The organism is Sphingomonas sp. DMC8 (assembly GCF_056314185.1).
Genome location: NZ_JBQUYV010000006.1, coordinates 77,792 through 104,526 on the forward strand (window position 1 = coordinate 77,792; position 26,735 = coordinate 104,526).

The following is a 26,735-nucleotide window of genomic DNA, read 5'->3' on the forward strand; positions in this document are numbered from 1 at the left end:
GGGCGGTGGTATCACCCCCGCCCCTTTCCGTCTGGACACCCCGAAAGTGTCGACCGTTTCCCAAACTGATTAGGCCGTTGCTGTGGACATTCCGGCGCACCCCGCTTCCCGCAAAAGGATGAAGGCTCGCGGCGCGCTGCTCGCCCCGCTGCTCCTCACGAGCACGCAAGCCGCGGCACAGGCGGCGTCCAAGTCCATCGGCAACGGCGTCGTTGCGCCGGCGCCCGCCCTTGCGCGGCCGGCCGGCAAGCGCTGCGTCGTCGAATTGTTCGGGCGTCGCGCATTCCAGGGCGATACCCCGCTGCCGATCACCTATCGCCCGCCCGCCGATTGTCCGGGAACATGGAGCAAGGTGGTGCTCGAAGCAGATTTCGACGTCACCACCGGCACCCAGTTCGATCGCACCGCCGATCTGACGCTGGGCGGCACCACGCTGTTCGTCGGTACCACGATGGAGCCGGATGCAACCTATGCCCCGCACTGGCATGTCGAGCGCGACCTGACCGACTATGCCGCGCTCCTGCACCAGCCGGCGGACGGTGCGGCGACGCTGGTCAACTATGTCGATGCGGAGCATGATGCGCAGGCATTCTGGAGCGCACGGCTGGTCTTCTACGCCGGCGACGCACCGGACCCGAACCGCATCCTCGTGCCCGTGACCGCCGGATTTGCCCGCCTCGATCCGCAGCAGCGGATGGTAGCGCGCACCCTCACCCTGCCGCGCAACCTCACGCGGGTCGCGATCGATCTGTTCGCGATCGGGCAGGAGCGCGAGGAATTCTGGTATGATTGCGCGCCCGGCAACCTTGCCCTGCGCAACGTGTTCGGCCCGCCCCCCTGCGCCGCGCCCTTTCGCGAAGTGGAGGTGCGGATCGACGGGCAGCTCGCGGGCGTCCGCTCGGTCCAGCCGGCGATCTTCACCGGCGGCATCAACCCCGCCCTTTGGCGCCGCGCGCCGGCGCTCGATGCGCTCAACCTGCCCTCGGCGCGAGTGGACCTGACGCCGTTCGCCGGGCTGCTCAACGACGGAAAGCCCCACGTCGTCGCGCTCGCCATGCCGATGGCGGGCAGCTTCTTCCGCGTCTCGGCCACCCTGATCGGCGAGGTCGATCCTGAACGTGCCGTCGTGCCGGGCGGGCTGATCGCGAACACGCTCGCGCCGGCAAAGGCGCCGACGCGGCAGGTCCGGCCGCCCCGCGCGCCCGGCGCGATCGGCACGATCGAGACGGTCGCCACCCGGGCAGCGTTCGCCGAAGGCTATGTCGAGACCAGCCGCGGGCGCGTGACAACGCGCGTCGCCTACGCGCTCGACCAGCGGCTGGTTACCACCCGCGACGCCGGCAAGTCGAGCAAACGCTACGACGCGCACCAGTCGATCACCATCACCACACACGGCGGCGAACCGACGCGCCGCCGCATCGACGAACACGACACGCTGGCGATCGATATCGGCGTGAAGCCGCCGCTCTATGGCGTGAAGAACGGAACCCGGATCACCCAGTCGAGCGAACGGACCGTCACCGGCGCGGGCGATCGCGACACGCACACGCTCCAGACGATCACCAGCTTCGCGCCGAGCTTCTCGGTCTTCACCGATGCCAAGCCGACACCGAACCGCGTGACCGTGACCTCGCTGGTCGAGGATGCGAACGGCCGCCGCCAGCTGGATGCCTCGGTAGCCGATGACCATGTCACACGGTCCGAACGGAATTTGGGCTCAAGCCCGACAGCCGGTGTGCCGGCGACGCCCTAGCAGTCGCGCGGCGCCTGCCCCGCGAGCAGCAGTTCGGGCTTGGCGCAATCGACCTCGCCCTTCAGCCGCGGTGTCGCGCCGGTGATCTCCAACACATAGGGAAAGCGGGCACCTGCCGCCGATCCGGGCTCCTGCCAGCCGAGCGACTCATACACGCCGGGTGTCGCGGTGATCGCCAGATAGAGGCGCGCATCTGGGGGGACGCGATAGCGGAGGGTGGCGCTGCCGGTACCCTCGACAACGCCCAGCCGGGAATAGGACGCCTCCGCCTCGCCGCGCACCGCCACCAGCGCGAAGCGCCATGCCGCATCCCTCGCGGTCGTGCCGCCGGTCAGCCGCACGGTCACCATGGTGCCATGCCCGGTCACCGCAAGCGGGACGAGATCGCTGCCGAACTGGTGCAGCACTTGCTCTGGCTGCGGCACGAAGCGGCCCGGCCGGTCGCCGGGAACCAGCGACGCCCAGCGCGTGCCGCCGAACAGAAAACGCGTGGCGGCGGCGGCGTCGAGCAGCGCGCGCTGGTTCATGAAGTCCAGCGTCACGAGCCGCGCACCATACCAGCCCATGTCGTCGGCGAAGGAGCGCATGCCCCGGGGATAGGCCCCCGATGCCAACCCGAGCCGGAGGAGCGTCGGCACGAAATCCTCGGTGGAGGCGCCACCGGCGGCGCGGGCGTTCTGGGTCCAGACGCCCCAGACCAGCGGGCGCGTCCGCCGGTCTTCGAACAGCATGTTGATGAACGGAAAGGCTCCGTAGCGCGCATCGGACCAGAGCGGCCCGCGGTTGAGATGGCTGCCATAGTTGGCGATCCAGCTGGTCGCCGCCGGCACCAGAAGATCGCCGAGCCAGTTGGCGGTGGACTCCCAGATCGGCCCGGCGCTGGGCGTGTCGCGCAGCCCCCCCGAATAATATTCGATCACATGGCCGAACTCGTGCGCGACTGTCTGCGGCCGCGCCGAGAGCACCTCCGCGCTCATCCACATTGCCGGCGAGGCGTTGGGAATGTGCGTGGTCAGGTCGCCGTCCTGCACATGGGGGCGGCCGGTGCCGTAGATATAGATGGCGATGCGGCGGCGATCGCCCGGGGGCGCATCGGCATAGGGCATCGGCGCGCGCGTAAGGTCGCGGCTCCAGTGCCACACGCGTTCTGCCCAGTCGCCGGCGCGCTTCAGGAAGGTCTGCCAATCCTCTCCCTTCTCGCGCACGAATGCGTAGCTCTCCCCGGCCGGGTTGGTGCCGTACCAGAAGACGAAATGCTGCGTCTCGTACTTGCCGACCCTGCCGGTCTCCAGGTCTCCCGGTTCCACCTGCCCCGGCTCGAGCACCGTGACGTACGTCGCGGGATCCGGCGCAGTGGGATGCCGCGCGATCTCGGCCTCGACGAACGCGCGGTCCGCAGGCGAAAAGGAATCGGCGCGGAACGCGCGATAGCAGCCCGCCGCCGTCACCATCTCCACCATCTGGCGCGCGTCGCCCTGGTCGATGCCATAGGCCTGCACCAGCCGCGCGCGGAATGGCGCACCGGTTGCCATGCCGGCGGTCGCGTGGCTGTCCTCGTCGAGCTTCGGCGGCCTCGGTGCGATCTGCACCGGCGTCCAGCGGCGCAGCGGATAGCGGCCCCAGGGCGCCGCGTCCGTCCGGCTGCGGCAACCGTCCGCCGGAGCAGCAAGGGCTCCGTTCCCCCATGAGGATACCGCGCAGGCGAGCAACGGCAGCAGCGCGAACCCGGCAATCCTCTTCTTCATCGGCAAGATATCAAGCACCTTCCTGTTCGGGGCCATGGCAGAGGCCGTGTATCGTCTACCTTTCGCCCCGCAGAAGCGTGGCGGGGCGGAACGGATAGGAAGCAGGAAGCCCGCTGGCGGGCACCACAACCGCCTCCATCGCTGCCAGACAATCGAGCAGCGAAAACCCGTAACGGGCCGCCCCTTGAGCCGAGCGGAACCGCGTCGGGCGGCGGGCGCACGATGCAGGCGGCGCGTTTTCCGCGAACTTGTTCTATTCCTATGCCCGCGTGCGCGACGGGCGGATGAATATCTACAGTCCGATCGAGAACACGGCACTCCTCTTCGCCAACTATCCCGCAGCCGCTACCCGGCCCACGCAGCTCGGCGTCGGGCCATATGACCCGCAGGCGGTGCCGCTGGTTTGCCAAGTTTGCCGATCGGGAGGGTATCAGCGACGCTTGTTGCCGCCATCGATCGAACCAGTCGCGATCCAGACTTCGATAGTGGATGTGCCACTCAGAAGGGGCTGCTCACTTACATGACGCCCAGATATTGCAACCAGTTGCGAATCTCGGTGCGGCGGCGCGCGGGGTCGAGCAGATCCGCGTCAAGCCCTAGTTGCCAGGCGGCGGCGCTGTGGGGGCCGCCGGCGTTCGCGGCCTGCAGCGCTGCGATATGCCCTGCCAGCGCGGCTGCATCCTCGAAAAACCCGCCCGCTACCAAGTCCGTGGCATAATAGGCGTAGAGATCCGCGATATGCGGCAGATCGAACTCGGGATGATATTGCACCCCCCACACCGCGCTGCGCCCCAGCGGAATCACTGCCGCCTGCACCGGGCAATGGTCATTGCCGGCGATCAGCGTGCTGCCTTCCGGCAAGCGCACAACATCATCATAATGGATGCACGGTGCATCGAATGCCGCGCCCCGGCCCCGAAGCAAGGGGTGGTCGCGTCCCGCCTGCGTAGGAACGATCTTGCGGGCGATGCCGAGTTCGCCTCGTCCGGGATTGCGCGCGACCATGCCTCCGCCCGCTATCGCGGCGATCTGCAAACCCCAGCAACTGCCGAGGATGGGCAGGCCGGCGTCGGCGGCTGCGCGGACCATTTCGATCTGGCGCCGCACCGCCGGCTCTGCATCATAGGCGTGGAGCGATGAGCCGGTGACAACGAAGCCCGCATAGTCGCCTAAACTGCGGCCGGGCGGCAGCGCAGCGCATGCATCTGCGCCGAAATAGGTATCGATCTGCACGTGCGGAGCGACGCCGCAGATCGCCTCTGCATAGGTCTCCCCCGGCGTCCGGACGCCGCTCGCCTGGGCGCGTTCGCGCGCCGCACGAGGGTTTCCCTCCATCATCAACAGACGAACCATTATGCATGCCCTGAAAATGTGATCACATAATACCATAGCCCGACATTGACAGATGACAAGGCACATGATCCATTATGTGATCACAATGTGAGGAATGCGATGTCGTATGTGTCGCGGCGAACTGCGCTGGGCGTAGCAGCGGCTCTGGGGGCCGGCGCCCCCGCTTTCGGTCAGGATGCGGGGGGTGTGCAGGATGGCGGGGCAACGGCAGCCTGGGCCATGCTGCCCCCCGCCACGCGCCCGGCCGTGCCACGCCTGCAATTTGTGTACGACGCGCTGGTCTGGCTTGCCGACACCGTTCCCCATGGCACCACTCCGGTGGGCAAGCGTTTCCGCGCCCCGATCACGGGCGGTGCCTTTGCCGGACCTGGCTTTCGCGGGCGGATCGTCCCCGGCGGAGCCGACTGGCAGCTGCAACGCACAGACCGCTATTTCGAACTGTGCGCCGACTATTTCATGGAGACAGACGATGGTGTGCAGATCCACGTCGTCAATCGCGGCCTTTGGTACGGCAAAACCGACGGCTGGCCAGCGGACTATGCGGTTTCCACCCCCAGCTTCGAAGTGCAGGAGGGGCGCTATGCCTGGCTCAACCGCCACATTTTCACCGGCACGATTGCGCCGGTGGAAGGTTCGCGGCCCGGCGTGCGGATCGCAGTTTACAAGTTGGCCTGAGCGGCGCGACGGCGGGGCTGGGTCCGCTTCGCTTCCCCGCGGATCAACAGGTTGCCGATGTGCGAAATGCCATCGCGAATGTCTGCTTCGATAGCGATCCGCAGCGCCGTACGGTTCCGGTCACGGATTGCGTTCAAGGCCTCTGCGTGACGATCCTCGGGATAATGTTCGTCGATCTGGATCAGGGCCTGGCGCATGAACGGCCCCAGTTGAAGCCATACCGATTCGATCAACGCGCGAAATGCGGAACCCGGTCGCGCGTCGTATATGCAGGCGTGAAACGCGAAATTGCGGTCCATCCAACGGTCATATTGCTCACCATGGGTGGCTTCGTTCACTTCCTGATCGATCTGCTCGAGCAGCCGCAGCCGCGCCTGATCGATATAGGGGAGCGCCCGTTCGGCGGCTTCGGTTTCCAGCGTGACGCGCGCGGCAAGCAGATCCTCGAATCGCTCGATCGTCATCGCCGGAATACGGACGCGACGATTGTCCTGCATCTCCAGTGCCTGCTCGGCAATCAGGCGGCGCAGCGCCTCGCGCACCGGCATGGCGCTGACGCCCATCTGCTCGGCCAATCCACGGATCGTCAACGATTGGCCGGGAGCGATGCGGCCAAGCAATATATCCTCGCGGAGCTGGTGAAACACCCGATTGGCGACGGTTTCCGCGCGCGCGCCGATGTCGTTGTCGCCTTGCCGGTCGGCGGCAATGTCCCTGATGCCCATGGGAGCCAGATAGTGATCACTAGTTGCCGTTGCAAGCGCCGCCGGCCCGACGCGCATAGCCATTGCGATTCGCAGGAATCGCTAGAATCCTCCTCTATCTTGCGGTGTTGCCCATAACGGGAGGGGCGGACATTTGTGATCACGAAAAATACATTGCTGCCGCAAGCGGGAAAAGACGGGCAATTTCAATGCGCGAGCGGCGATGAGATCGGCGCATATGCGTCGGCGACAGAAGAAATGATCACTTTATTTCCGTGCGAGATCGCCAGGCGCTCCGCTTGACGGTGCATAATGGGCGCGATATGTGATCACAATATGACACGCAGCGATGCCACCTCCTCTTTCCTTGAAGCGCTGGACGCCTGTGGGCCCGTGGAGCGAGTCGAGGCGTTTCTGGTCGACGTGAACGGCGTGCCGCGCGGCAAATGGGTGCCGGCAGCAAAAGCGCGGGGGCTGGCCGAAAAGGGCCTGCCGCTGCCCCGCTCGCTGTACGCCCAGGACATCTGGGGTTGCGACGTCGAGGCCGCAGGTCTGGCCTTTGGAACGGGCGACCCGGATGGCCTTTGCTTTCCGGTTGCAAGTTCGGTCGCCCAGCTTCCCTGGGCAGCCGTGCCGACCGCACAGGTGCTGCTTACGATGCGTGAAGCGAGCGGTGCGCCCTATTTCGCCGATCCGCGCGCAATCCTGGCGCGTCAGGTGTCCCGGCTCGCCGGCCGAGGCCTGACCGCCATCGCTGCGGTCGAACTCGAATTCTACCTCCTGGCAGACGCGCCCGGCGCGCCGCGCCCCTTTCGCGCTGCCCTGCCCGGCGATGGCGAGCAGCCCGAGGCCGCAGGCAACATCCTGTCGGTCGAATTGCTCGGCGAGCACGAAGCCTTCATGAACGAAGTGGTTGCGGCGTGCCGGATGCAGCGCATCCCGTCCGAAGCGATCCTGCACGAAAACAGCCCCGGCCAGTTCGAGATCAACCTCGAACATGTCGCAGACCCGTGCCTCGCCGCCGACCACGCCGTGTTGCTGAAGCGCATCGTCAAGGCGGTCGCACGGCGGCACGGCATGCGCGCCTGCTTCATGGCAAAGCCGTTCGGCGCGCTGGCCGGCAGCGGGATGCACGTCCATGTAAGCCTGTTGAATGCACAGGGGGCACCGCATTTTGCGGCAGCGGACGGCGGCGCCGCCCCGGCGCTACTCCATGCCGCCGGCGGCGTTGTCGGGTCGATGGCCGATGCGATGCTGCTGTTCGCGCCGCATGGCAATTCCTATCGCCGCTTCCGCCGCAACAGCCACGCGCCGACCGCCGCCGCCTGGGGCTGGGGCGATCGCACCGCCGCGCTGCGCCTGATCGATGGCGATCCGCGTGCGATCCGCATGGAGCTTCGCGTACCCGGTGCCGACGCCAATCCGTATCTGGTGCTCGCTGCGCTGCTCGCAGGTGTGCATGATGGTCTGGAGCACCGGCTAGACCCCGGCGTACCGCAGGATGCTGCAGCAACCGCGCCGCAAGGCACGCCGCTGCCGCTCGACTGGCGCAGTGCGATCACGCGCTTCGAGCAATCCGATTTCATTGCGCGCCAGTTCGGCACGGACGTCCGGCACGTCATCGCCGCGTGCAAGTGGCAGGATTTTGACGGCCTGCTCGCCCGCGTGACCGACGCCGAATACGAAACCTATCTGGGGACCGTGTAAAACCATGGAGCATCAGCCGATCCGCCTGCCCTATGCGGGCCTGCCCTCCTATTACGCCGCATCGGCCAATCCGGCCCCTGAGCGCCCCGAGCTGCTGGGCGACGAACGGTGCGACATTGCGGTCGTGGGTGCCGGCTTCACCGGCATGTCGGCGGCGCTCGAACTGGCGGAGCGCGGCTACAAAGTAATCGTGGTCGAAGGCGAGCGCGTTGGCTGGGGCGCATCGGGCCGCAATGGCGGCCAGCTCGTCAACGGATACAGCCGAAAGCTCGCTGAAGTCCGCAAACATTATGGCGTCGAGGCCGAAAAGCGGTTCGGCGAAATGGCGCGCGAAGGATCGGATATCATCCGCGCCCGCGTGGCGAAATACGGCATCGCGTGCGACCTGCGCGACGGCAACAGCATCGTCGGCATGCACGAGGCGCATATGCGCTTCCTGCGCGGGCGCGTGGAAGAATGGCACCGCCACGGCTTCACCGATGTCCAGTTGTTAGAAGGCGATGCAATCCGCAGCGTGGTCAACAGCGACCGCTATCTCGGCGGCTATCTCGATCCGCGCGGCGGCCATATGCACCCGCTCAACTATGTGCTGGGCGAAGCGGCCGCGTTCGAGGCGCTGGGCGGTCGCATCTTCGAAGGATCGCGCGTCACCCATGTGGATCGCGGCGCTCAACCGGTGGTCCACACCGCCAAGGGGCGCGTGTTCGCCAACAAGGTGCTGGTGTGCGGTAACGCCTATCTGGGGGATGCGGCGCCCGATCTATCCGGCCGTGTCCTTCCGGTCTCCAGCCAGATCATCGCCACCGAAGTGTTGGGTGAGGAGCTGGTGAACCAGCTCCTCCCCTCGAACGCGGCGATGGAAGATACCCGCTACATTCCGGACTATTACCGCCGCTCGGCCGATCATCGCATCCTCTATGGCGGCGGCTCGGTCTATGGCGGCGTCGATCCGGCCAATATCAGGGGCAAGATCCTACCCCAGCTTTACAAGACGTTCCCACAACTGCGCGGTGTGCAGGTCGATTTCGTGTGGAGCGGCAATTTCGCGCTGACGATGACCCGATATCCGCAAGTCGGGCGAGTCTCCGAATCCGTTTACTATTCGCAGGGGGATAGTGGGCACGGCGTAACTACCACGCAAATGCTAGGACGCAGGTTGGCGGAAGCGATTGATAATCAGCTGACTAAATTCGATGTATTTGCAAATCTTCCCTACATTCCGTTTGTGGGAGGAAAGGTGTTTCGCGTTCCATATTGTGTGCTTGGCTCGTGGTATTACGGGCTGAGAGACAAGCTGGGCATCTAAAATATTGGAGCCTGGTTTCATGAAGGGGAGAGTGCAATGCGCCATCTTTTGGCATCCGTATCCTTTTTATCCCTCTTCGCTCAACCGGCACTAGCGCAGAAGAGCGACGCCCCGGCCAGCGACCAGGAAATCGTCGTCACGGCGCAAAAGCGCGAACAGAATGTTCAAGCCGTGCCGATCGCGATCACCGCCATCTCTGGCGACGCCTTGCGCGAACAGTCGGTCCGTACGGTCGACGAAATCGGCAAGGGCGTCAGCAATACCCAGATTTACCAGGACAAGGGTGGCAGCCAGCCCAACTGGACCATCCGCGGCGTTTCGCTGTTCGACTTCAACGTCAACAACAGCCCGTCAACGGCGATCTACATTGACGATGTCTACCAGCCTTCGCTCGTGATGGGCGCCGGCGGCATCTTCGACCTGCAGCGCGTCGAAGTGCTGAAGGGGCCGCAATCGGGCCTGTACGGCCGCAACGCCATTGGCGGCGCGGTGCAGATCCTGTCGCACGAGGCCCGGCCGGGCGACAAGGACGGCTATGTCAACATCGACTATGGCTCCTGGAACCGCTATCGCATCGAAGCGGCTCAGTCGCTGACGCTGAGCGACACTACGGCAGTCCGTCTGTCGTTCCTGAGCGACGGCAGTCTGGGCGGCGGTTGGCAGACCAGCCTCGCCGGCGGTCGTAAATGGGGCGAACCGGACCGTATCGCCGCGCGCGGCCTGCTCCACAGCGAGTTGGGACCGATCACCGCCAAGTTGAAGCTCTATTATTCGCGTGACAAGAGCGACACGACGCTCGCGACAGCAGAAGGCGCCTACGCGACCGCCTACACGGCCGGCTCGGCAACGGCTCCCGCCTTTTGTCCTGCCATTCTGGCCGGCCGGCTGGATCAGGCCAATTGCCTCACCTTCGCGCAAGCAGTGCAACCGGGATTGGCAGGCGCAGCGGCACAGTCGAACAATGGCAGCCGCGTATTGTCGCAGACCGGCAACCGGCTGGACAATGAGGAATTCGCCGCCACACTGAACCTCTCGGCCGATCTGGGAAGCACGACGCTCACCTCGATCACCGGGTTCGACAGCTTCAATTTCGGCTTCAACTTCGACTACGACGCCACCCAGCTTCGCCTCGGCGGCTGGACGGAGCGCGCCAAGCTGCGCAACTTCAATCAGGAACTGCGCCTCTCTTCTGCGGGGAAAGGACCGCTGCGGTGGCAATTCGGCGCGCTGTACACCAACTACCGCTTCGGCGAGTTCAAGCAGTTCGACTGGACGCAGAACCCGCTGCTTTTCGATACTTTCAATCCTATCTTCGGGCTGAACCTGCAGGATCTGTACCTCGACGTAACCTACCGCCAGAAGACCGAATATTGGGGTCTTTACGGCCAGTTCGATTATGATCTGGCGTCGAAGCTGACGTTCAGCGGTTCGCTGCGCTATTCGGACGAGAAGACCAGCTATCGCGACGGCCGCACCGGCTTTCGCAGGATCACCAGCTTTCCCGCTCCGAACGGAATCGATCTGATCCCCATCGGCACGATCGACCGCGATTATAAGCTGGGCGATCACTGGACCGGCTCGGCGACGCTCAGCTACACGCCGATCGACCACAAGATGCTCTATCTGACCATCTCGCGGGGCTACAAGTCAGGTGGCATTCCCGGCGGCTTCCCCCAGACCACCGACGACACGCTGCCGTACAAGGAAGAAACGATCCTCAACTTCGAGGGTGGCTTCAAGACCGAATGGCTGGACCGCAAGCTGCAGGTGAACGGATCGGTCTTCTATTACGACCACAAGAACATCCAGGCATTCACGACACTGCCAAGCACGCTGACGCCTGGCCAATTTGCCTTCCGCCTGACCAACATCGGCGATGGCTATAATTTTGGTGCGGAGTTGGGCATCGTGGCACGCCCCGTTACCGGGCTGCGGCTGGGGGCCGACATCGGCTACCTCAAGACCAAGATCACCAATTCGGACAAGGTCCAGTTCTCGTTCGATAATCAGTCGATTCCCTGGCAAGGGCAACGCCTCGATTATGCCCCGACCTGGAGCGGCAACCTTACCGCCAGCTATACCCGACCGGTAGGCACGGGGCTGTCGCTGACCGGCGCGTTCGACTATAATTTCCGCTCGACACTGCGCCAGGGGCTCACTGCGGTCGACCATGCCCTGCGCGGCGTGCCCGGCTATGGCATTGGCAATGCCCGGTTGTCGCTTGAATCCCAGCAGCATTGGACGGTGTCGCTGTGGTCGAAGAACATTTTCGATAAGGCCTATATCACCGATGCCGGCAATGACGGCGTGGGCAGTTACTACAGAGTCTATGGCGAGCCGCGTTCGATCGGCATCAGCCTTGGTTACAAGTGGTGAGCGGCGGTGGCAGCGGCCTTCTTCAGGGCCCCGCCAGGGGGGATGTAGCAGCGGCGCTCCTGTGCGGGCTCGCCGGTGTCATCATCCTCTCGCTACAGCCGCTGGCGTTCGGCCCCCTGGTTGTGCAGGGGACCATCACGGAAAGCCAGCTCGGGCAGATCGCCGGGCTGGAGACGGCCGGCATTGCGCTGACCTCGGCGGTTCTCCCCGGCTGGTTCAGCCGGGGATCACTCCACCTCAAGCTGACCGTGGTGGCGACGATTATGGCGTTGTGTAACCTCGTGACGCCCTATTTGCCCCATCCACTGCTGCTGTTGCCAGTCCGGATGCTGTGCGGGCTGGCGGAAGGCGCGATTCTCGCCGGCTGCTTCGTCGTGCTGTTCTCGGGGGGCGATCCGGAGCGGATGAACGCGCTCTTTCTTGCCGTGTCGAACAGCATCGTCGCAGTGGTTTCTTATCTGATCCCGACGCACATCCTGCCGGCGTTCGGCGCCGCGGGCAGCTTTCTCCTTATGGCTGCGGTGGGAATCACGGGCGCTGTGGCGGCGCTGGCGATCCGGCACCGACCTGTGCCGATGCGGATGCCCATCACCGGTTGGAGGCGATGGCCGGTCGGTGCCTATCTGGTACTGCTGGCGATCGTCGCGCAGAATGCGGCTGTCATTTCCGGCTGGGTGTTCCTCGACTCTACAGCGCGTGCGCACGGCTTTGGCGCCGATACGCTGGCGATTTCGGCGGCACTGGGCATTCTGGCGCAAGTAGGCGGAGCGACCAGCGTGGCGGTGTTCGGTTATCGGCTTCCCGCAGGGCCTGCGCTGTTACTGGGCAGCCTGACGCTCGCGGCATCGGTGTTCTGGCTGGGACATCCGGGCAACGCGCTGCAATTCGTGCTGGCCAATATGGTGATGGGCTATTGCTGGCTGGCGCTGCTGCCGCTGAGTATCAAGCTGATCTGCGAGATCGAGCACGAGAAGCAGGCCCTGTACCTGACGGCTGCCGCGCAGATGATCGGGCTCAGCTTGGGGCCGCTCGTGGCTGCCAATTTTGTGTCGGCGGATACGGTCCGGCCGGCCTATCTGGTGGGCCTGTTGTTCGGGCTGGGTGCCGTGCTGCTGTTCGCTGCAGCCTGCCGCTCGCCCGAGCGTGCCCACGCCTGATCTTTCTGGGACACTGAAAAGCATGGCCTGGCTGACCAAAGATCCCGAACTGTTTCGGGGCGTCCCGCAGGTGGAAAATTTCCGCCGTATGGGCACTATTCACCCCTCGCGCCGCATTGAGCGGGCACGAACAGCGCACCGCCCGGCGGAGGCCCGAGACAGTTTCGTCCTGCCCGGCAGCTTCGTATGCGACGGGGAGACACTCGACACCCAGGCGTTCCTGGAATCGGTGACGACCACCGGGCTGATGGTGCTGCACCGGGGAGCGCTGGTGCATGCGCAGAACTGGCACGGCTATGCGCCCGATACCCAGGCGTCGATCTTCTCCTGCACCAAGAGCTTTATCTCAACGCTGATCGCCGTTGCGCTGCGCGACGGGGCGATCGGATCGGTCGAGGATCCGGTCGACCTGTACGCGCCTGAGCTCAAGGGATCGGGCTATGCAGGCGTGCGGCTGCACGATGTGCTCAACATGTCATCGGGCGTGCGCTGGAACGAGGATTATGGCGACCCGCATTCGGACGTTGCGCGCTTCGCAGCCGCGCTGGCCGGCGGACCGGGTTTCGACAGCGTTTGCGCATCGCTGCCGCGCGAGTTCGAACCCGGCACCTTCAACCGTTACAATAGCTGCGACACCCATGTGCTCGGCATGGTGCTGGTGCGTGCCACCGGCACGTCACTGTCGGAATATCTCCAGCGCTCTTTGTGGGAACCGCTGGGAATGGAGGACGACGCCTTCATCGCCGTGGACGCGACCGGCATGGAAGCGGCGGGCATGGGCCTCAGCGTCAGCCTGCGCGACATGGCCAAGCTGGGCGAAATGATGCGACGTGGGGGTTGCACGCCCGACGGACGGCTATTGCTGCAAGCCGGCTGGCCCGATGCCTGCTCGACCGTGACTGCGCCACATCTGAAACCCGGTCGCCGCGCCTCCGCCAACTATCCCTGGGGCTATGCCTATCAGTGGTGGCTACCTGACGAGAGCGGCGTGTTCAGCGCGCTGGGTGTCTATCACCAGATGATCTGGGTCGATCGCGCCAACGATGTGGTGATCGCCAAGACCACGGCGCACGCGCCCTATGGCCAGGACCATGATGAGGAAGAACTGGTCGATCGCCGCCACTTCGCGCTCTGCCACGCCATCGGCGAAGCGGCGACGGCACAGCGGGGATAAGGAAACGGGCGGGGAGAAGCCCCCGCCCGCGCTACTCAGGCCACAGGATCTGCGTCGCAGACCAGCTTCAGCTCGGCATAGTCATCAAGCCCGAAGTGCGAGCCTTCGCGACCGATGCCTGATTCCTTCACGCCACCGAACGGCGCGACTTCGGACGAGATCAGCCCGGTGTTGATCCCCACCATGCCATATTCAAGCGCCCGGCTGATGCGCCAGATGCGGCGATGGTCGCTGGTGAAACAATAGGCGGCAAGGCCCGCGCTGGTATCGTTCGCCAACCGGATTGCATCTGCCTCGTCGTCAAACACCACCAGCCCGGCGACTGGCGCGAACGTCTCTTCGCGGCAGAGCAGCGCATCGGCAGGCACGCCGTCGATCACCGTCGGTGCGAAGAAGCTACCCGGCCGATCGAGCCGCGTACCGCCCAGCATCAGTTTGCCGCCACGCGCTACTGCATCGGCGACGTGCCGCTCGGCCTTTTCCACGGCAGCGGTGTTGATCAGCGGCCCCTGGTTGACACCCGGGACAATTCCCTCGCCCGGCTGCAACTTCGCGGCGGCGCGTACCAGTGCCTCGGCGAACCGGGCATGGATGCCGCGCTGGACATAGATGCGGTTGGCGCAGACGCAGGTCTGGCCACTGTTGCGGAATTTCGAAGCGATCAGCCCCGCCACCGCCGCATCCAGATCGGCATCGTCGAACACCAGGAACGGCGCATTGCCGCCGAGTTCGAGCGACACCCGCTTCACCGTGCCCATGCACCGCGCCGCGAGCAGCTTGCCCACCGGCGTCGATCCGGTGAAAGTGAACTTGCGGACCCGCGGGTCGTCGGTCAGTACAGTGCCGATCGCCTGCGGCGCCCCCGTCACTACGTTGAACACACCGCCCGGAATGCCGGCCTCTGCGCCCAGTTGCGCAAGCGCGAGCGCCGTGAACGGCGTCAGTTCGGAAGGTTTGAGGACCACGGTGCAGCCCATCGCCAGCGCGGGCGCCACCTTGCGGGTGATCATCGCTGCGGGGAAATTCCACGGCGTTACTGCCGCGACCACCCCCACAGCCTCACGCAGCACCAGCAACCGTCTATCATCGCTCGACGGAATGATCTCGCCATAGGCGCGCCGTGCTTCCTCGGCGAACCAGCGGACGTAGGAGGCAGCATAGGCAATCTCGCCAGTCGCCTCGGCCAGGGGTTTACCCTGTTCTGTCACCATCAGCCGGGCGAGTGCATCCTGATGCGCGACGATCGCATCATACCAGCGGCGGAGCATTTCGGCGCGCGCAGCCGGCGGCGTCGCGCGCCAGCCGGGCAGCGCCCTGTGCGCGGCATCGACCGCCGCTTCCGCGCCGGCCGCGCCCAGATCGGGCACAGACCCGATCGTTTCGCCCGTCGCCGGATTGGTAACGGTGATGCGCGCTGCGCCATCGACCCATACGCCATCGATGAAGCCGGCTTCGTTCCGCAGCGGCAGACTCATGCCGCCGCTCCCGCACGAACCAGCGCCTGTTCGAGGATCGCCAGCCCCTCGTCGAGCACGTCGTCCTCAATCGTCAGCGGCATCAGCAGGCGAATGGTGTGGCCATAGACGCCGCATGACAGCAGGATCAGCCCTGCCTCGCGGGCATGGGCGAGCACCTCCTTGACCAGTTGCGGCGCAGGCTCGCCAGTAGCGCGGTCAACCACGTCGAATGCCGTCATCGCGCCCAGCGTTCGGATGCCACTGATCGCCACCATGTCATTACGCTGCGCAAAACCCTGGAGCCGCGCGACCAGCGTGTCGCCGATTACCAGCGCCCGCGCGAGCAGTCCTTCTTCCTCGATCACATCGAGCACCGCCAGGGCAGCCGCGCAGGCCACCGGAGATCCGGCATAGGTGCCGCCCAGCCCGCCGGGCGCGACTGCGTCCATCACGTCGGCGCGACCGGTCACGCCTGAAATCGGAAAGCCGCCCCCAAGCGACTTTGCCATCGCGATCAGATCAGGCTTCACGTCGCTATGCTCCACTGCGAACAGCTTTCCGGTACGGGCAAAGCCGGTCTGCACTTCATCGGCGATCAGCAGAATGCCGTGTGCGTCGCAGATTGCGCGCAGCTTGCGGAGGAACTCCGGCGGGGCGATGTAGAAGCCGCCCTCACCCTGTACCGGCTCCAGGATGATCGCTGCGACGGAGCTGGGGGACACATCGGCGCGAAACACGAAGTCGAGGGCCTTCAGACTGTCCTCAATCGTGATGCCGGCTTCGGCGGCCGGATAAGGCACATGATATACGCCCGCCGCCATGCCGCCAAACGGTGCTTTGTACGGCTCGACCTTTCCAGTCAGCGCTGAGGCATAGAGGCTGCGGCCGTGAAAGCCGCCGGCGAAGGCGATCACCACGTCGCGGCCCGTGGCGGCGCGGGCGATCTTCACTGAATTTTCGGCCGCCTCGGCACCAGTGGTGAAGAAGATCGTCTTGGCCGGCCCGGCAACGGGCGCGCGCGCGTTGATCCGCTCGGCCAATCCGACATAGCCGTCATAGGGCATCACCTGAAACGCGGTGTGGCTGAAGCGTTCGAGCTGCGCCGTCACCGCCGCCATCACGCGCGGATGGCGATGGCCGACATTGAGCACGGCGATGCCGCCGGCAAAATCGATATAGCGCTTGCCTTCTATATCCCAGATCTCCGCGTTCAGCGCGCGATCGGCATAGAGCGTTGTGGCCGTTGCCACACCGCGCGGAATGGCATGGGCGTGGCGAGCGGCGAGTGCAGTATTGGTCGACATGGGATTCTCCTCAGCGAATTCCATGCACGCGCTACAGGCCGGTGCGTAGATGTCGGGGTGGTCGCAATCGGTGACTAAGAGTCACCACCCTCCCGAAACCGGCGCATTTCGCGCTCGATCCAGCTACGGAAGCCAGCGACGCTGCGCTCGTTCCAGCGATCCCGCCGACCGGTAAGGACATAGGCGCCAAGGCTCGTTTGGACAAAGGCACCGTGCTCCGGCGCGATCCGCACCAATCGCCCGGCGGTGAGGTCGTCACCGAGTAGATAGGCATTGGCGAGCGCGATGCCGTGCCCCGCCCGGGCAGCATCGAGCACCAGATGGGCGTGCCAAAGCCGCGGGCCGGGCAGCGCATCGTCCGCAGGACTGACGCCCTGCGCCGCGAACCACAGCCGCCATTCGAGGTCGCTTTCCTCGTGGAGCAGCCGCAGAGTGGAAAGCGCAGCCGCATTGGTCGGTGGCAAGCCGCTGGCCACGAGAAAGCCTGGGCTACAAACCGGGAAGACCGGCGGTCGGGCAAGTGCCACCTGCCGAGTCTCGTCGGTCGGTGGCGCATCGCCATCGCGGACATAGCGCAAGTCGGCATCCACCTGGCTGGTCTGAAAAGCGGGCGGAGAATCGCTAGGCCGCAGTTCCAGCGATATGTCCGGATGCGCGTCGGTAAATCCGTTCAGCCTGGGCGCCAGCCACTGAAAGGCAAGGCCAGGCACGCACCAGAGCGTAAGCCGGCCGTCGTCCCGGCGACGCAGTCGGCGCGTCTCGCCAGCGATCTCCGCCAGCGCGCCGGCGACAATCGCATGATAGCGCGTACCATCTTCGGTTAGCCTATGGCCGCCAGGGGTGTCGCGATCGACCAAGGCGGTACCGACAAAATCTTCCAGCGCGCGCAGATGTCGGCTCACGGCGGCATGGTCGACGCCCAGCGCCTCGGCCGCCTTGCGAATGCCGCCGGTCCGCCCAAATGCGTCAAAGGCGCGCAGCATTGCCAGCGGGGGCACCGCGCTGGCATCGGGCAGGGTATGAGGCGGCGCGGGCATCACCCGATTATGGCCTGCCGCGCTACGCACGGGAAGAGCTCGATTACTTGGTTGAAGGGATTAACCTTTCCAGGAAGCGGCAGCACCGCATCCGGCTCCACCAAGCCTTCCGACAGCACTCCCGCCCAGAGCTCCGCCAGTTCGCGCCGCCGTTCCATATAGGCCGCGCGATTATAGGCGCCCTCCACCTTGTTTGTCGTGACCTGCCCCCCGTTGGCTCCCTCGCTTTGATGTAGAGTCTGCACCAGGAAGGAGCAGACGAATGAGGAAGAGCCGTTTTTCCGAGGAACAGATCATCGGGATGATCAAGGAGCAGGAGGCAGGGCTGCCGACAGCGGAAGTCTGCCGCAAGCATGCGGCTGAGCCCGGCGACGTTTTACAAGCGGCAGGCGAAGTATGGCGGGATGGAGGTGTCGGACGCCCGGCGGCTGCGGCAGCTCAAGGACGAGGACGGGAAGCTGAAGCGGCTTTTGGCGGAGAGCGTGCTGGATAAAGCGATCTTGAAGGATCTGTTGGGAAAAGTCTGACGACGCCGTCGCAGCGACGGGATGCGGCGCTTGGCGTGATGCGGGCATACCAGGTCTAGCAGCGCCATGCCTGCATACTGCTCGGTGTCGATCCGAAGACGGTTCGGCGAGAACGTCCGCCCGACTATGCCGAGATCCGCGCGGAGATGCGCGAGATCGCCGCCACGCCGCCGCTTCGGCTATCGGCGCGTCGGCGTCATGCTCGAACGCAAGGGGCATGTCATGAACCACAAGAAGCTCTACCGGTTGTACTGGGAAGAAGGGCTGTCCGTGCGCCGGCGGCGGGGGCGCAAGCACGCCTGCGGCAGCCGCACGACAATGCCGCTGCCGCTGCGGCCGAACGACCGCTGGTCGATGGACTTCGTTGCCGACACTTTCGGAGCTTCGCGGCGACTGCGTATCCTGGCGATCAATGACGATTGCTGCCGCGAAAGCCTATGCCTGATGGGCGACACCAGCATCTCCGGCGTGCGGGTTGCCCGGGAGTTGGACACGCTGGTGCGGCTCGGCGTGACCACGCTTTACATCGAGCCCGGCAGCCCTTGGGAGAACGGCGATATCGAAAGCTTCGACGCTCGCCTACGCGACGAACTGCTCAATGGTGAGATCTTCTGCAGCTTGAGGAGGTCCGTGCCGTCACCGGCTGGTGGCGCGATCATTACAACCGGGCACGGCCCCAAAGCAGCCTCGGATATCGACCGCCGGCCCCAGAAACAATCAGGATGCCAGCTTGGCCGCTCGCCTCCGCTACGCTCTGCCTCCCGTCCAAGCTGGCATCGGAGGCGCATATCAACCAACTATGCAACCGGACCAGTCATCGCAGGCAGTCCAGTCGACAATAGCGACATGCACCTCAAAAACTGGTCGCTCATTCTCACCGTCGCCATCAGCCTCCAAGGTGACCCCGAATCCTCAACGTCGTCAGCCACAGCGCAGCGCATCGCTGAACTGGGCCTTTGACATGATCCCGCTCGGCGGCTGACAAAATTTGCACCGTTACATACGGTATTCCGCATAAGACCATTTTATTCGTTTTTTCGTATTATCTTGTCAAATTCGAAAAACCGTATATACGCGTCGCATACGAAACATCGTATGAGAGCATATGCGCACTGTCATCCGATCGGCCCAAACCCTTGGCTCTGCGCTCCGAGAAGCGCGGCGCGCGGCAGGCCTGACGCAACTGGAGCTCGGCCAGAAAACCTGCCTTCGACAAGCCACGATTTCGAGCCTTGAGAACGGCGAAGGCGGCACGCTGGACTCTCTCTTCAAGGTCGTGACCGAGCTCAAGCTCGAAATGCGCTTGGAAACGCGGTCCACGTCCCCAGCTGACTTGGACGAAATCTTCTGATGGCCAAGCGCCGATCCTCGACGCTGTCCATCCTGCTCAATGGCCGTCTGCTTGGCTGGCTCAACCGGGCCGCCAATGGCGCAATCGACTTCCGCTATTCGCCAGACTGGCTCGCCTGGGAATTTGCAATACCCGTCTCGCTCTCGCTGCCGCTCAGTGACAAGCGCTATACGGGCGCGGCGGTATCGGCTGTGTTCGACAATCTGCTGCCGGACAATGACAGCATCCGCCGGCGGATCGCCGAGCGGATCGGCGCCGACGGGACCGACGCCTATAGTCTGCTGTCGATCGTCGGACGAGACTGTGTCGGTGCGCTTCAGTTCCTGGAAACCGGCAAAGAAGAAGCCCTACCCAAGACTGTCCAGGCCGAACCGGTCAGCGATGACGAAATCGCATATATTCTGGCCAATCTGGCCGCCGCTCCGCTGGGACTGGAGCCCGACGATGCCTTTCGAATCTCTATCGCCGGCGCGCAGGAGAAGACCGCACTGCTTTGGTGGGAGGAGCGATGGCAAAAGCCAATCGGCACGACGCCGACCACCCACATCTTCAAGCCGCAGATCGGTCAACTGCCCAACGGCATCGACCTTTCAAACAGTGTCGAGAACGAGCATTTCTGCCTTACCCTGCTGGGCGAGCTCGGTCTTCCGGTCGCATCGACCCGGATGGCCGCATTTGGTGACCGCAAGGTTCTGATCGTCGAGCGCTTCGACCGGCAACACGGCCGGGGCGGGCGCTTGCTACGCCGTCCTCAGGAAGATGTCTGTCAGGCCCTCTCCGTTCCGCCTACCCGGAAATATGAGGATCATGGCGGGCCGGGCGTCCTACAGATCATGAAACTGCTCGCGGCAAGTGACACGCCCGACCGTGATCGCCGCAATTTCATGAAGGCGATGATCGCATTGTGGCTGATCGGTGCGACCGATGGGCACGCCAAAAATTTCAGCATCTTCCTGATGCCGGGCGGTCGCTTCACCACAACGCCGCTTTACGACGTGCTCTCGGTGGATCCTAGCCTGGCCGCGCACCAGATCAATCAGAAGCAGATGCGGCTCGCAATGGCAATCGGATACAAGCGGCGCTACCGGATCACGGAGATCGCCCCCCGGCATTTCGTGCAAAGTGCGATCCGCGCCGAGTATGATGTACGCGAGATGATGGCGATCTTCGGTGAACTCCGCGGCGCAGGGGAAGCCGCATTGGAGCGTGCAGTGGCGGCGATGCCGACCGGCACTTCCGACGCCGTCACTGGCCCGATCGGCGATGCCTTCCGCTCGCGCCTACGAAAGATCGATCTTTTGTAAGCGAGCGTCATCCTGTGGATTACTTCGCCAGACGAGACCCGCGACGTCGATAGGTGTGACTGGGCCGACTGCGAGGGGTGAGCCGATAGCGTGCCCCTTTCTGCTCACCGGTCCACATGAAACCGCCAAGCCGGACCAAAGCAGCGAGATCACGCGTCGTCGTTGCCGTCGAAGCGCCGGTGATGACCTAGGACACGTTCAAAAAGTCGCCGTCCGAGCTCAAACGCGTTTGCGAACGAAGCTGTGTATGCTAGTGTGACTCCAGGCGAGTGTTCGTTGGAATTCCCGCTTTGAAACCAAGCCTTTGCGGAGCGATCAAGTCTCCTCTTCTGGCACCATTTTCCCCCGCAAGGGGGCGAAACGCCGATATCCCCAAATTGAAGACCTTCGGCTCCTAGCCCGGCTCTCCCGCGCAATTTGACCGGGGGACGCGCTTCGCCCCGTGAAGCCCGAGCCCCCCCCTTCGCCTCCTGCATCAAAAACTATAGGCCAGCCCGATCGCGCCGAGCCATTGCTCGCGATTGCCGGCCCGCGCGACGAGCGGGCTGTCGCCAATGCTGCCGGCGACGCGGCCATAGCTGCCAAGGCCGATGAGCTGGAAGCCATGCATCAGATTGCCGGTCAGCGACCGCGCTGCGAAAACACCGATCGTCCAGCTCTTCAGCCCGCCCTTGGCGGCATAGACCGGCAGGCCGCTCGCGGCGCTGCCTTGCGGCGACACGTCATAATAGGTGTGCGCATAGCGCTCCTCTACGATTTCGGCCGATGCCGTCAGGGTGATCGCCGCGCGCCGCGAGAGCGGGGTGAAATAGGTGAGACCTGGCTGCCAGATGCCGGCATCGTGCACGGCCGCCACGTCGTGGCGATAGGAGAGCGTCGCCGTAAGCTGGTCATAAGCGCTGGTTGCAACGCCCGTTTTGGAAATGCCGACATAGCCGCCCAGCTCGATCGCGGTGCCGACCGACCCCAGCGCCTTGACGCGGCGATCGTGGACGAGACTGACCGCGCTGCGGTTGAGATTGATCGCCCCGATCGGCCCGACTTGCAGATTCCATACCGGGCCCGCATGCTCGTGCAGCGCATCGACGCTGAGCTGGTTGCCGGCGAGGAGGAAGCTGTGCCCGCCGATCGACCCGGCGGCCGCCGGCGCCGGCCGCAGCTGATAGTGTCCGCTACCTTCATAGTCGGGCACCAACGCGAGCGCGAGCCCGATCGTCGCGACATCGCCTTGGGGCGCAGAAGCTGGCGGAGCCGTGTCCTGTGCGACGGCAGCGGTTGCGGTGCAGCCGCCGATCAGCAGCAGCATGGGCGCGGTGGTCTTCCGACTTCGATTTCGCATGGGTTCGCCTTTTCTTCAGCCGCCGAGCGCGACCTGGAGTTGAATGCGGGCAAGCGCGCCCGCGACGATCTGGCGGAGATGCGCACGTTCGGCCGCGATTTCGGCCATTTGCGCGTCGATCAACGGTCCGGCGGCGATGTCACCGCGCCGATAGCGTGCTTCGAGGGCGACGACGGTTGCGGCGCTGGCGGTGCGATCGGCCGCCGCCAGCACGCGGCGGGCATCAAGCGCGCGCATGGCGGCGAGCGCATCGTCCACTTCGCGCCAGGCGTCGAGCACCACCTTGCGATAGGCAAGCGCCGCGCTGCGCTCTTCGGATCGGCGCAGGTCGAGCTGCCGCTGGAGCCGACCGCCGGCGAAAATCGGGATCGACAGCGCCGGCCCGATGCTGGTGCTGCGCGCGTCCCAGCCGAAATCGGCGAGCTTCAGCACGTCGATGCTGAACAGACCCGAGAGGTTGAGGCTCGGGTAGAAATCAGCCTGGGCGACGCCGATCGCGGCGGTGGCGGCGTGGAGCACGGCTTCGGCCTCAAGAATGTCGGGGCGCCGCCGCGCCATCTGGCTGGGCAGCCCCGGTGCGGGTTCGGCCAGCACCGGCGCGAGGGGTGCATCGGGCGCCGCGGCCGGAGGGGAATCGGGCGTGTCGCCGGTGAGCACCGCCAGCGATCGGGCCGCCCGCCCGATCGCCTCGTCCAGCGCCAGCAGGCCATCCTGTCGCGCCCGCTGCGCGGCCTCTGCCTGACGGAGATCGACCGCAGTACCGAGCCCGCGTGCGTGCAGCGCAGCGGCGATGCCCTGGCTCCGAGCACCGAGGGCAAGCGCACGCCGGGCAAGGTCGCGCTCTGCGATCAGCCCGCGCCATTGCCAATAGGTCTGGGCGACCGCAGCCGCGACCGAAAGCCGCGCGCCTTGCGCCGCAGCCTCGGCCTGGGCCACCCCGGCGGTGGCGACCTCGATGCTGCGGCGGCGCTTCCCCCACAGGTCGGGCTCCCAGCTTGCGCTCACTCCCGCCTGATAGAGATCGAAGGCATAGCCCGAGGATTGCGGCCCCTGGACCTGCGTGCCGAGCAGCGGCGCCAGCGCTTCGGCCAGTCCGGCGGTGCCGATTCGCTCGCGCGTATAGCCGAGCTGGCCACCGATCTGCGGCAGGCCTTCGCCGATCTGCGCGCCACGGGCGATCCGGGCGGCGACCAGACGCTCGCCGGCGATCTGCACATCGAGATTGCCACTGGCGGCGCGCGCTTCCAGCCGGTCCAGCGTCGCATCGCCAAAAGCGCGCCACCACGCGCCGTCCGACACTGCCGGGACGCCGGCGCTGCCCTGCCACACGGGCGGCAACGGCGCGACGGGCGGGTGGAAATCGGGTCCGACGGTGCAGCCGGCAACGGCAGCCGCAAGCAACAGGCTAGCGATTCGGCGGCGATCAGCCACGGGCAGTCTCCTCGGCAGAAGGCGCGCGCCCGAACAGCGCGAGATACAGCGCGGGCAAGGCGATCAGGGTGAGGACCGTCGCGCCGATCAGCCCGCCGATCATCACGATCGCCATCGGCCCCCAGAAGATGTTGAAGCACAGCGGGATGAAGGCCAGCACGGCCGCTAGCGCGGTCAACACTACCGGCCGCGCCCGGCCGATCGTTGCCGTGGTGATCGCGTCGCGCAGCGCCAGCCCTTCCGCCTGATGCGCCTGCACCTGATCGACCAGGATGATCGAGTTGCGCATGATCATCCCCGCCAGCGCGATGAGCCCCAGCAGCGCGACAAAGCCGAACGGCGCGCCGGTGAGCAGCAGCGCCGCCACCGCGCCGATGATGCCGAGCGGCGCCGTCGCCAGCACCAGCAGCATCCGCCCCACGCTCTGCAGCTGGATCATCAGCAGGAGCAGCATGATCGCGAAGGTGACGGGCAACAGCGCATAGATCGCCTTGTTGGCGCTGGCGGAGAGTTCGCCGTCGCCGCCATCCTCGATCCGGTAGCCAGGTGGCAGCGTCGCACGGATCGCATCGATCCTGGCGGCGGCGACGTCGACGATTTCGGAAGCCTGCACGTCGCCGGTCATGTCGGCCTGTACGGTCATGGCCAGCGCGCCGTTGCGCTTCCACACGATCGGCTGCTCCATGTCCGGTGCGACACGCGCCACGTCGCCCAGCGGCACCATGCCCTGCGCGGTCGCGACCGGCAGATCGGTGAGGCCGCCCGGATCGGCGCGATCCTGCGGCCTTCCGCGGACGACGATGCCGATGCGCTTCGTCCCCTGCAGCACCTCGCCGCCGGGCGCGCCGGACAAGGTCGCGGCGAGATCGCCGGCAAGCTGCGCACGGTCGATGCCCAAAGCGGCGGCGCGATCGGGATCGACGGCAAAGCGGGCGGCGGGCGCAGCGATGCCCCAGTTGATCTGGACCGCCGTCGCCGCGGGGATCGCGCGCAGCACGGCCGCGATCCGTTCCGAAAGCGCGCGCAGCGTGGCCGGATCGTCTCCCAGCACGCGATACTGGACCGGCGCGCCCTGAGTCGGCCCCAGCGACAGGCGACTGACGTGCAGGTCCGCGCCGGGGATCGCCCGCATGCGTTCGAGCTGCGCGATCAGCGATTCGCGCGCTTTCAGGTCCGTGGCGACCAGCATGAGCGTGGCGCGGGCCGGATTGGGCAAGGCCGGGCCATAGGGCAGGTAAAAGCGCGGCGCGCCGCTGCCGACATAGCTGTCCATCGCCCGGATGCGCGGATCGCCGTGCAGCATCTTTTCCAGCTGCGCCACCGCCCGCGAGGTCGCCGCCAGCGACGATCCCGGTCGGGTCGTGAGGTCGACCACCACTTCCGGCCGGTCAGATGGCGGGAAGAATTGCTGGCGCACCAGCGTCGCGCCGAACAGGCTTGCGGCGAGCATGGCGCCGGTGGCGGCGATCACCAGCAGGCGCCGGTCGAGCGCCCAGTCGAGCGCCGCGCCAAGCGAGCGATAGAGGCGCGAATGCCCCGCGGCGGGCCCCGCATCTCGCGGAATCGCCGGCAGCAGCCGCACGCCGAGATAAGGGGTGAAGACAACCGCGACGATCCAGCTGACCATCAGCGCGGAGCCGGTGACCCAGAAGATACCGCCGGCATATTCGCTCGTCGTCGACTGGGCGAGGCCCACCGGCAGGAAGCCGACGATCGTAATCAACGTGCCGGTCAACATCGGGAAGGCAGTGTGGGTCCAGGCATAGGCGGCGGCTTCCTGCCGGCTGGCCCCCTGTTCCATCTGCACCACCATCGCCTCGACGCTGATGATCGCATCGTCGACCAGCAGCCCGAGCGACAGGATCAGCGCGCCCAGCGAAATCCGCTCCAGCCCGATCCCCGCCACACCCATGAACAAAGCCACGCAAGCGAGGGTGAGCGGCACCGACAGCGCCACGACGATTCCCGTCCGCCAGCCCAGGGCCACGAAGGCGACGACCAGCACCACCGTGAGCGCGCATAAGAACTTGATGAGGAAGGTGTTCACCGCCTCGCGGATATTCTCGCTCTGGTCCTCCACCTGCGTCAGGGTCGTGCCGGCGGGAAGGGTATGGCGGATCTCGTCGGCAGCGGCGCGCACGGCCTTGCCGAAGCCAAGCCCGTCGGCACCGGGCGCCATCGACAGGGCGAGCACCACCGCCGGGCGGCCGCCATGCCGCACCAGCGAGTCCGGCGGATCGGCATAGCCGCGCGTGACCTGCGCCACATCACCCAGCCGGGCGGACCCGGCGGCGGTAGGGATCGCGGCAGCGTCGAGCGATTGTACGCCATCGACCGCCCCGCCCAGCCGCACGGGCGTGTCCATGGCGCCCGCAACCTTGCCGGCAGGCGTTACAGCAGTTCGCTGTGCCAGCGCCTGTGCGAGCCGACCAGGCGACAGGCCGATGCTGGCCAGGCGGCGCGGGTCGGCCTCGACGAACAGGCGCTGCGGCACCTCGCCGAGAATCTCGACCCTGCCCGCGCCGGGCACTCGCAGCAGCGTGTCGCGCGCCCGCTCAGCCGCGCGGACCAGCCGTGCATTGTCCGCCCCGGTGAAGGCGAAGACATAGCCGTACAGATCGGCATTGTCCTCGCTGGCAGCGAGCGCGGCGCCGGTGGGGAGGCTCGGTTCGAGATCCTTGAGCTTGCGCCGGACATGCGCCCAACGGTCTTTCACCTGCGATGCCGGCGTGCCGTCCTTCAGCTCGACGGTGACGACGCAGGCTCCCTCCAGGCAATAGGTCTGGAGATAATCGAGATCGTCGATGCCGCGCAGCGTGCGCTCGACGGGGTCGGCGATCTGCGCCTGCATCTGGGCGGGGCTGGCGCCCTCCCAGCGGGCCGAGACGATCATTTCCTTGAGCGTGAAGCCTGGATCCTCGTCACGGCCCAGCGACAGGAACTGGAACGTCCCCGCCGCGAACAGCAGCGCGATCACAAAGCCGATCAGCTGCGGGTGGCGGACCGCCCAGCGCGAGAGGTTGAACCGGTCCATG

General features: G+C 65.6%; 18 protein-coding genes and 1 pseudogene. 10 read left to right on the forward strand and 9 right to left on the reverse strand.

What is annotated here, in order from left to right; translation table 11 throughout:
* Positions 1–118: 118 nt before the first annotated feature.
* Positions 119–1,753: a peptide-N4-asparagine amidase gene (locus ACT53K_RS13155; protein WP_476229124.1), complete on the forward strand. Its 1,635-nt coding sequence runs from the start codon at positions 119–121 to the stop codon at positions 1,751–1,753.
* Here ACT53K_RS13155 and ACT53K_RS13160 read toward each other — a convergent pair.
* Positions 1,750–3,498 carry a DUF6055 domain-containing protein gene (locus ACT53K_RS13160; protein ID WP_476229125.1) on the reverse strand — a complete coding sequence of 583 codons (1,749 nt, stop codon included), beginning with the start codon at positions 3,496–3,498 and terminating at the stop codon, positions 1,750–1,752. The genes ACT53K_RS13155 and ACT53K_RS13160 overlap by 4 nt on opposite strands.
* A gap of 516 nt (positions 3,499–4,014) precedes the next feature.
* A complete protein-coding gene (locus ACT53K_RS13165; RefSeq protein ID WP_476229126.1) occupies positions 4,015–4,851 on the reverse strand; it encodes a type 1 glutamine amidotransferase in 837 nt (278 codons plus the stop codon).
* 99 nt (positions 4,852–4,950) lie between these two features.
* On the opposite strand from ACT53K_RS13165, the gene ACT53K_RS13170 reads away from it, so the two are divergent.
* A complete protein-coding gene (locus ACT53K_RS13170) occupies positions 4,951–5,526 on the forward strand; it encodes a DUF3237 family protein (RefSeq protein WP_476229127.1) in 576 nt (191 codons plus the stop codon).
* Here ACT53K_RS13170 and ACT53K_RS13175 read toward each other — a convergent pair.
* Positions 5,511–6,251: a GntR family transcriptional regulator gene (locus ACT53K_RS13175; protein ID WP_476229128.1), complete on the reverse strand. Its 741-nt coding sequence runs from the start codon at positions 6,249–6,251 to the stop codon at positions 5,511–5,513. The two genes, ACT53K_RS13170 and ACT53K_RS13175, sit on opposite strands and share 16 nt — an antisense overlap.
* A 315-nt stretch (positions 6,252–6,566) precedes the next feature.
* Between ACT53K_RS13175 and ACT53K_RS13180 the strand changes: the two genes are divergently transcribed.
* Genes ACT53K_RS13180 through ACT53K_RS13200 form a run of 5 tightly spaced genes read left to right on the forward strand, consistent with a single transcriptional unit; the run spans position 6,567 to position 13,950 of the window.
* Entirely contained in the window at positions 6,567–7,937 is a 1,371-nt protein-coding gene (locus ACT53K_RS13180; RefSeq protein WP_476229129.1) for a glutamine synthetase family protein, read from the forward strand.
* 4 nt (positions 7,938–7,941) lie between these two features.
* Positions 7,942–9,243: an NAD(P)/FAD-dependent oxidoreductase gene (locus tag ACT53K_RS13185; protein ID WP_476229130.1), complete on the forward strand. Its 1,302-nt coding sequence runs from the start codon at positions 7,942–7,944 to the stop codon at positions 9,241–9,243.
* Positions 9,244–9,279: 36 nt separating this feature from the next.
* Positions 9,280–11,619: a TonB-dependent receptor gene (locus ACT53K_RS13190; protein ID WP_476229131.1), complete on the forward strand. Its 2,340-nt coding sequence runs from the start codon at positions 9,280–9,282 to the stop codon at positions 11,617–11,619.
* Positions 11,616–12,776 carry a hypothetical protein gene (locus tag ACT53K_RS13195; protein WP_476229132.1) on the forward strand — a complete coding sequence of 387 codons (1,161 nt, stop codon included), beginning with the start codon at positions 11,616–11,618 and terminating at the stop codon, positions 12,774–12,776. The genes ACT53K_RS13190 and ACT53K_RS13195 overlap by 4 nt, the downstream gene beginning before the upstream one ends.
* Positions 12,777–12,798: 22 nt before the next feature.
* Positions 12,799–13,950: a serine hydrolase domain-containing protein gene (locus ACT53K_RS13200; RefSeq protein ID WP_476229133.1), complete on the forward strand. Its 1,152-nt coding sequence runs from the start codon at positions 12,799–12,801 to the stop codon at positions 13,948–13,950.
* 35 nt (positions 13,951–13,985) lie between these two features.
* Here ACT53K_RS13200 and ACT53K_RS13205 read toward each other — a convergent pair whose 3' ends face one another.
* From ACT53K_RS13205 to ACT53K_RS13215, 3 genes are all read right to left on the reverse strand, one after another.
* Positions 13,986–15,425 (reverse strand): NAD-dependent succinate-semialdehyde dehydrogenase, encoded by a 1,440-nt coding sequence (locus ACT53K_RS13205; RefSeq protein ID WP_476229134.1) that lies wholly within the window; start codon positions 15,423–15,425, stop codon positions 13,986–13,988.
* Positions 15,422–16,711 carry a 4-aminobutyrate--2-oxoglutarate transaminase gene (gene gabT, locus ACT53K_RS13210; RefSeq protein WP_476229135.1) on the reverse strand — a complete coding sequence of 430 codons (1,290 nt, stop codon included), beginning with the start codon at positions 16,709–16,711 and terminating at the stop codon, positions 15,422–15,424. The genes ACT53K_RS13205 and gabT overlap by 4 nt, the downstream gene beginning before the upstream one ends.
* Positions 16,712–16,785: 74 nt before the next feature.
* Positions 16,786–17,748 (reverse strand): LysR substrate-binding domain-containing protein, encoded by a 963-nt coding sequence (locus ACT53K_RS13215; protein ID WP_476229136.1) that lies wholly within the window; start codon positions 17,746–17,748, stop codon positions 16,786–16,788.
* 262 nt (positions 17,749–18,010) lie between these two features.
* On the opposite strand from ACT53K_RS13215, the pseudogene ACT53K_RS13220 reads away from it, so the two are divergent.
* The 3 genes and pseudogenes from ACT53K_RS13220 to ACT53K_RS13230 all read left to right on the forward strand — a co-directional run bounded on the left by ACT53K_RS13220 (position 18,011) and on the right by ACT53K_RS13230 (position 20,930).
* Positions 18,011–19,117: pseudogene (locus tag ACT53K_RS13220) on the forward strand (integrase core domain-containing protein).
* Between the two features lie 263 nt (positions 19,118–19,380).
* A complete protein-coding gene (locus ACT53K_RS13225; RefSeq protein ID WP_476229137.1) occupies positions 19,381–19,626 on the forward strand; it encodes a helix-turn-helix domain-containing protein in 246 nt (81 codons plus the stop codon).
* Positions 19,626–20,930, forward strand: coding sequence for a type II toxin-antitoxin system HipA family toxin (locus tag ACT53K_RS13230; RefSeq protein ID WP_476229138.1), 1,305 nt, complete (start codon positions 19,626–19,628; stop codon positions 20,928–20,930). Before ACT53K_RS13225 ends, ACT53K_RS13230 begins: the two co-directional genes overlap by 1 nt.
* 475 nt (positions 20,931–21,405) lie before the next feature.
* On the opposite strand, the gene ACT53K_RS13235 is transcribed toward ACT53K_RS13230, so the two are convergent.
* The 3 genes from ACT53K_RS13235 to ACT53K_RS13245 are packed head-to-tail and all read right to left on the reverse strand — an operon-like array spanning position 21,406 to position 26,734.
* A complete protein-coding gene (locus ACT53K_RS13235) occupies positions 21,406–22,269 on the reverse strand; it encodes a MipA/OmpV family protein (protein WP_476229139.1) in 864 nt (287 codons plus the stop codon).
* Between the two features lie 15 nt (positions 22,270–22,284).
* A complete protein-coding gene (locus ACT53K_RS13240; RefSeq protein WP_476229140.1) occupies positions 22,285–23,700 on the reverse strand; it encodes an efflux transporter outer membrane subunit in 1,416 nt (471 codons plus the stop codon).
* Positions 23,693–26,734 carry an efflux RND transporter permease subunit gene (locus ACT53K_RS13245; protein ID WP_476229141.1) on the reverse strand — a complete coding sequence of 1,014 codons (3,042 nt, stop codon included), beginning with the start codon at positions 26,732–26,734 and terminating at the stop codon, positions 23,693–23,695. The genes ACT53K_RS13240 and ACT53K_RS13245 overlap by 8 nt, the downstream gene beginning before the upstream one ends.
* Position 26,735: the final 1 nt, after the last annotated feature.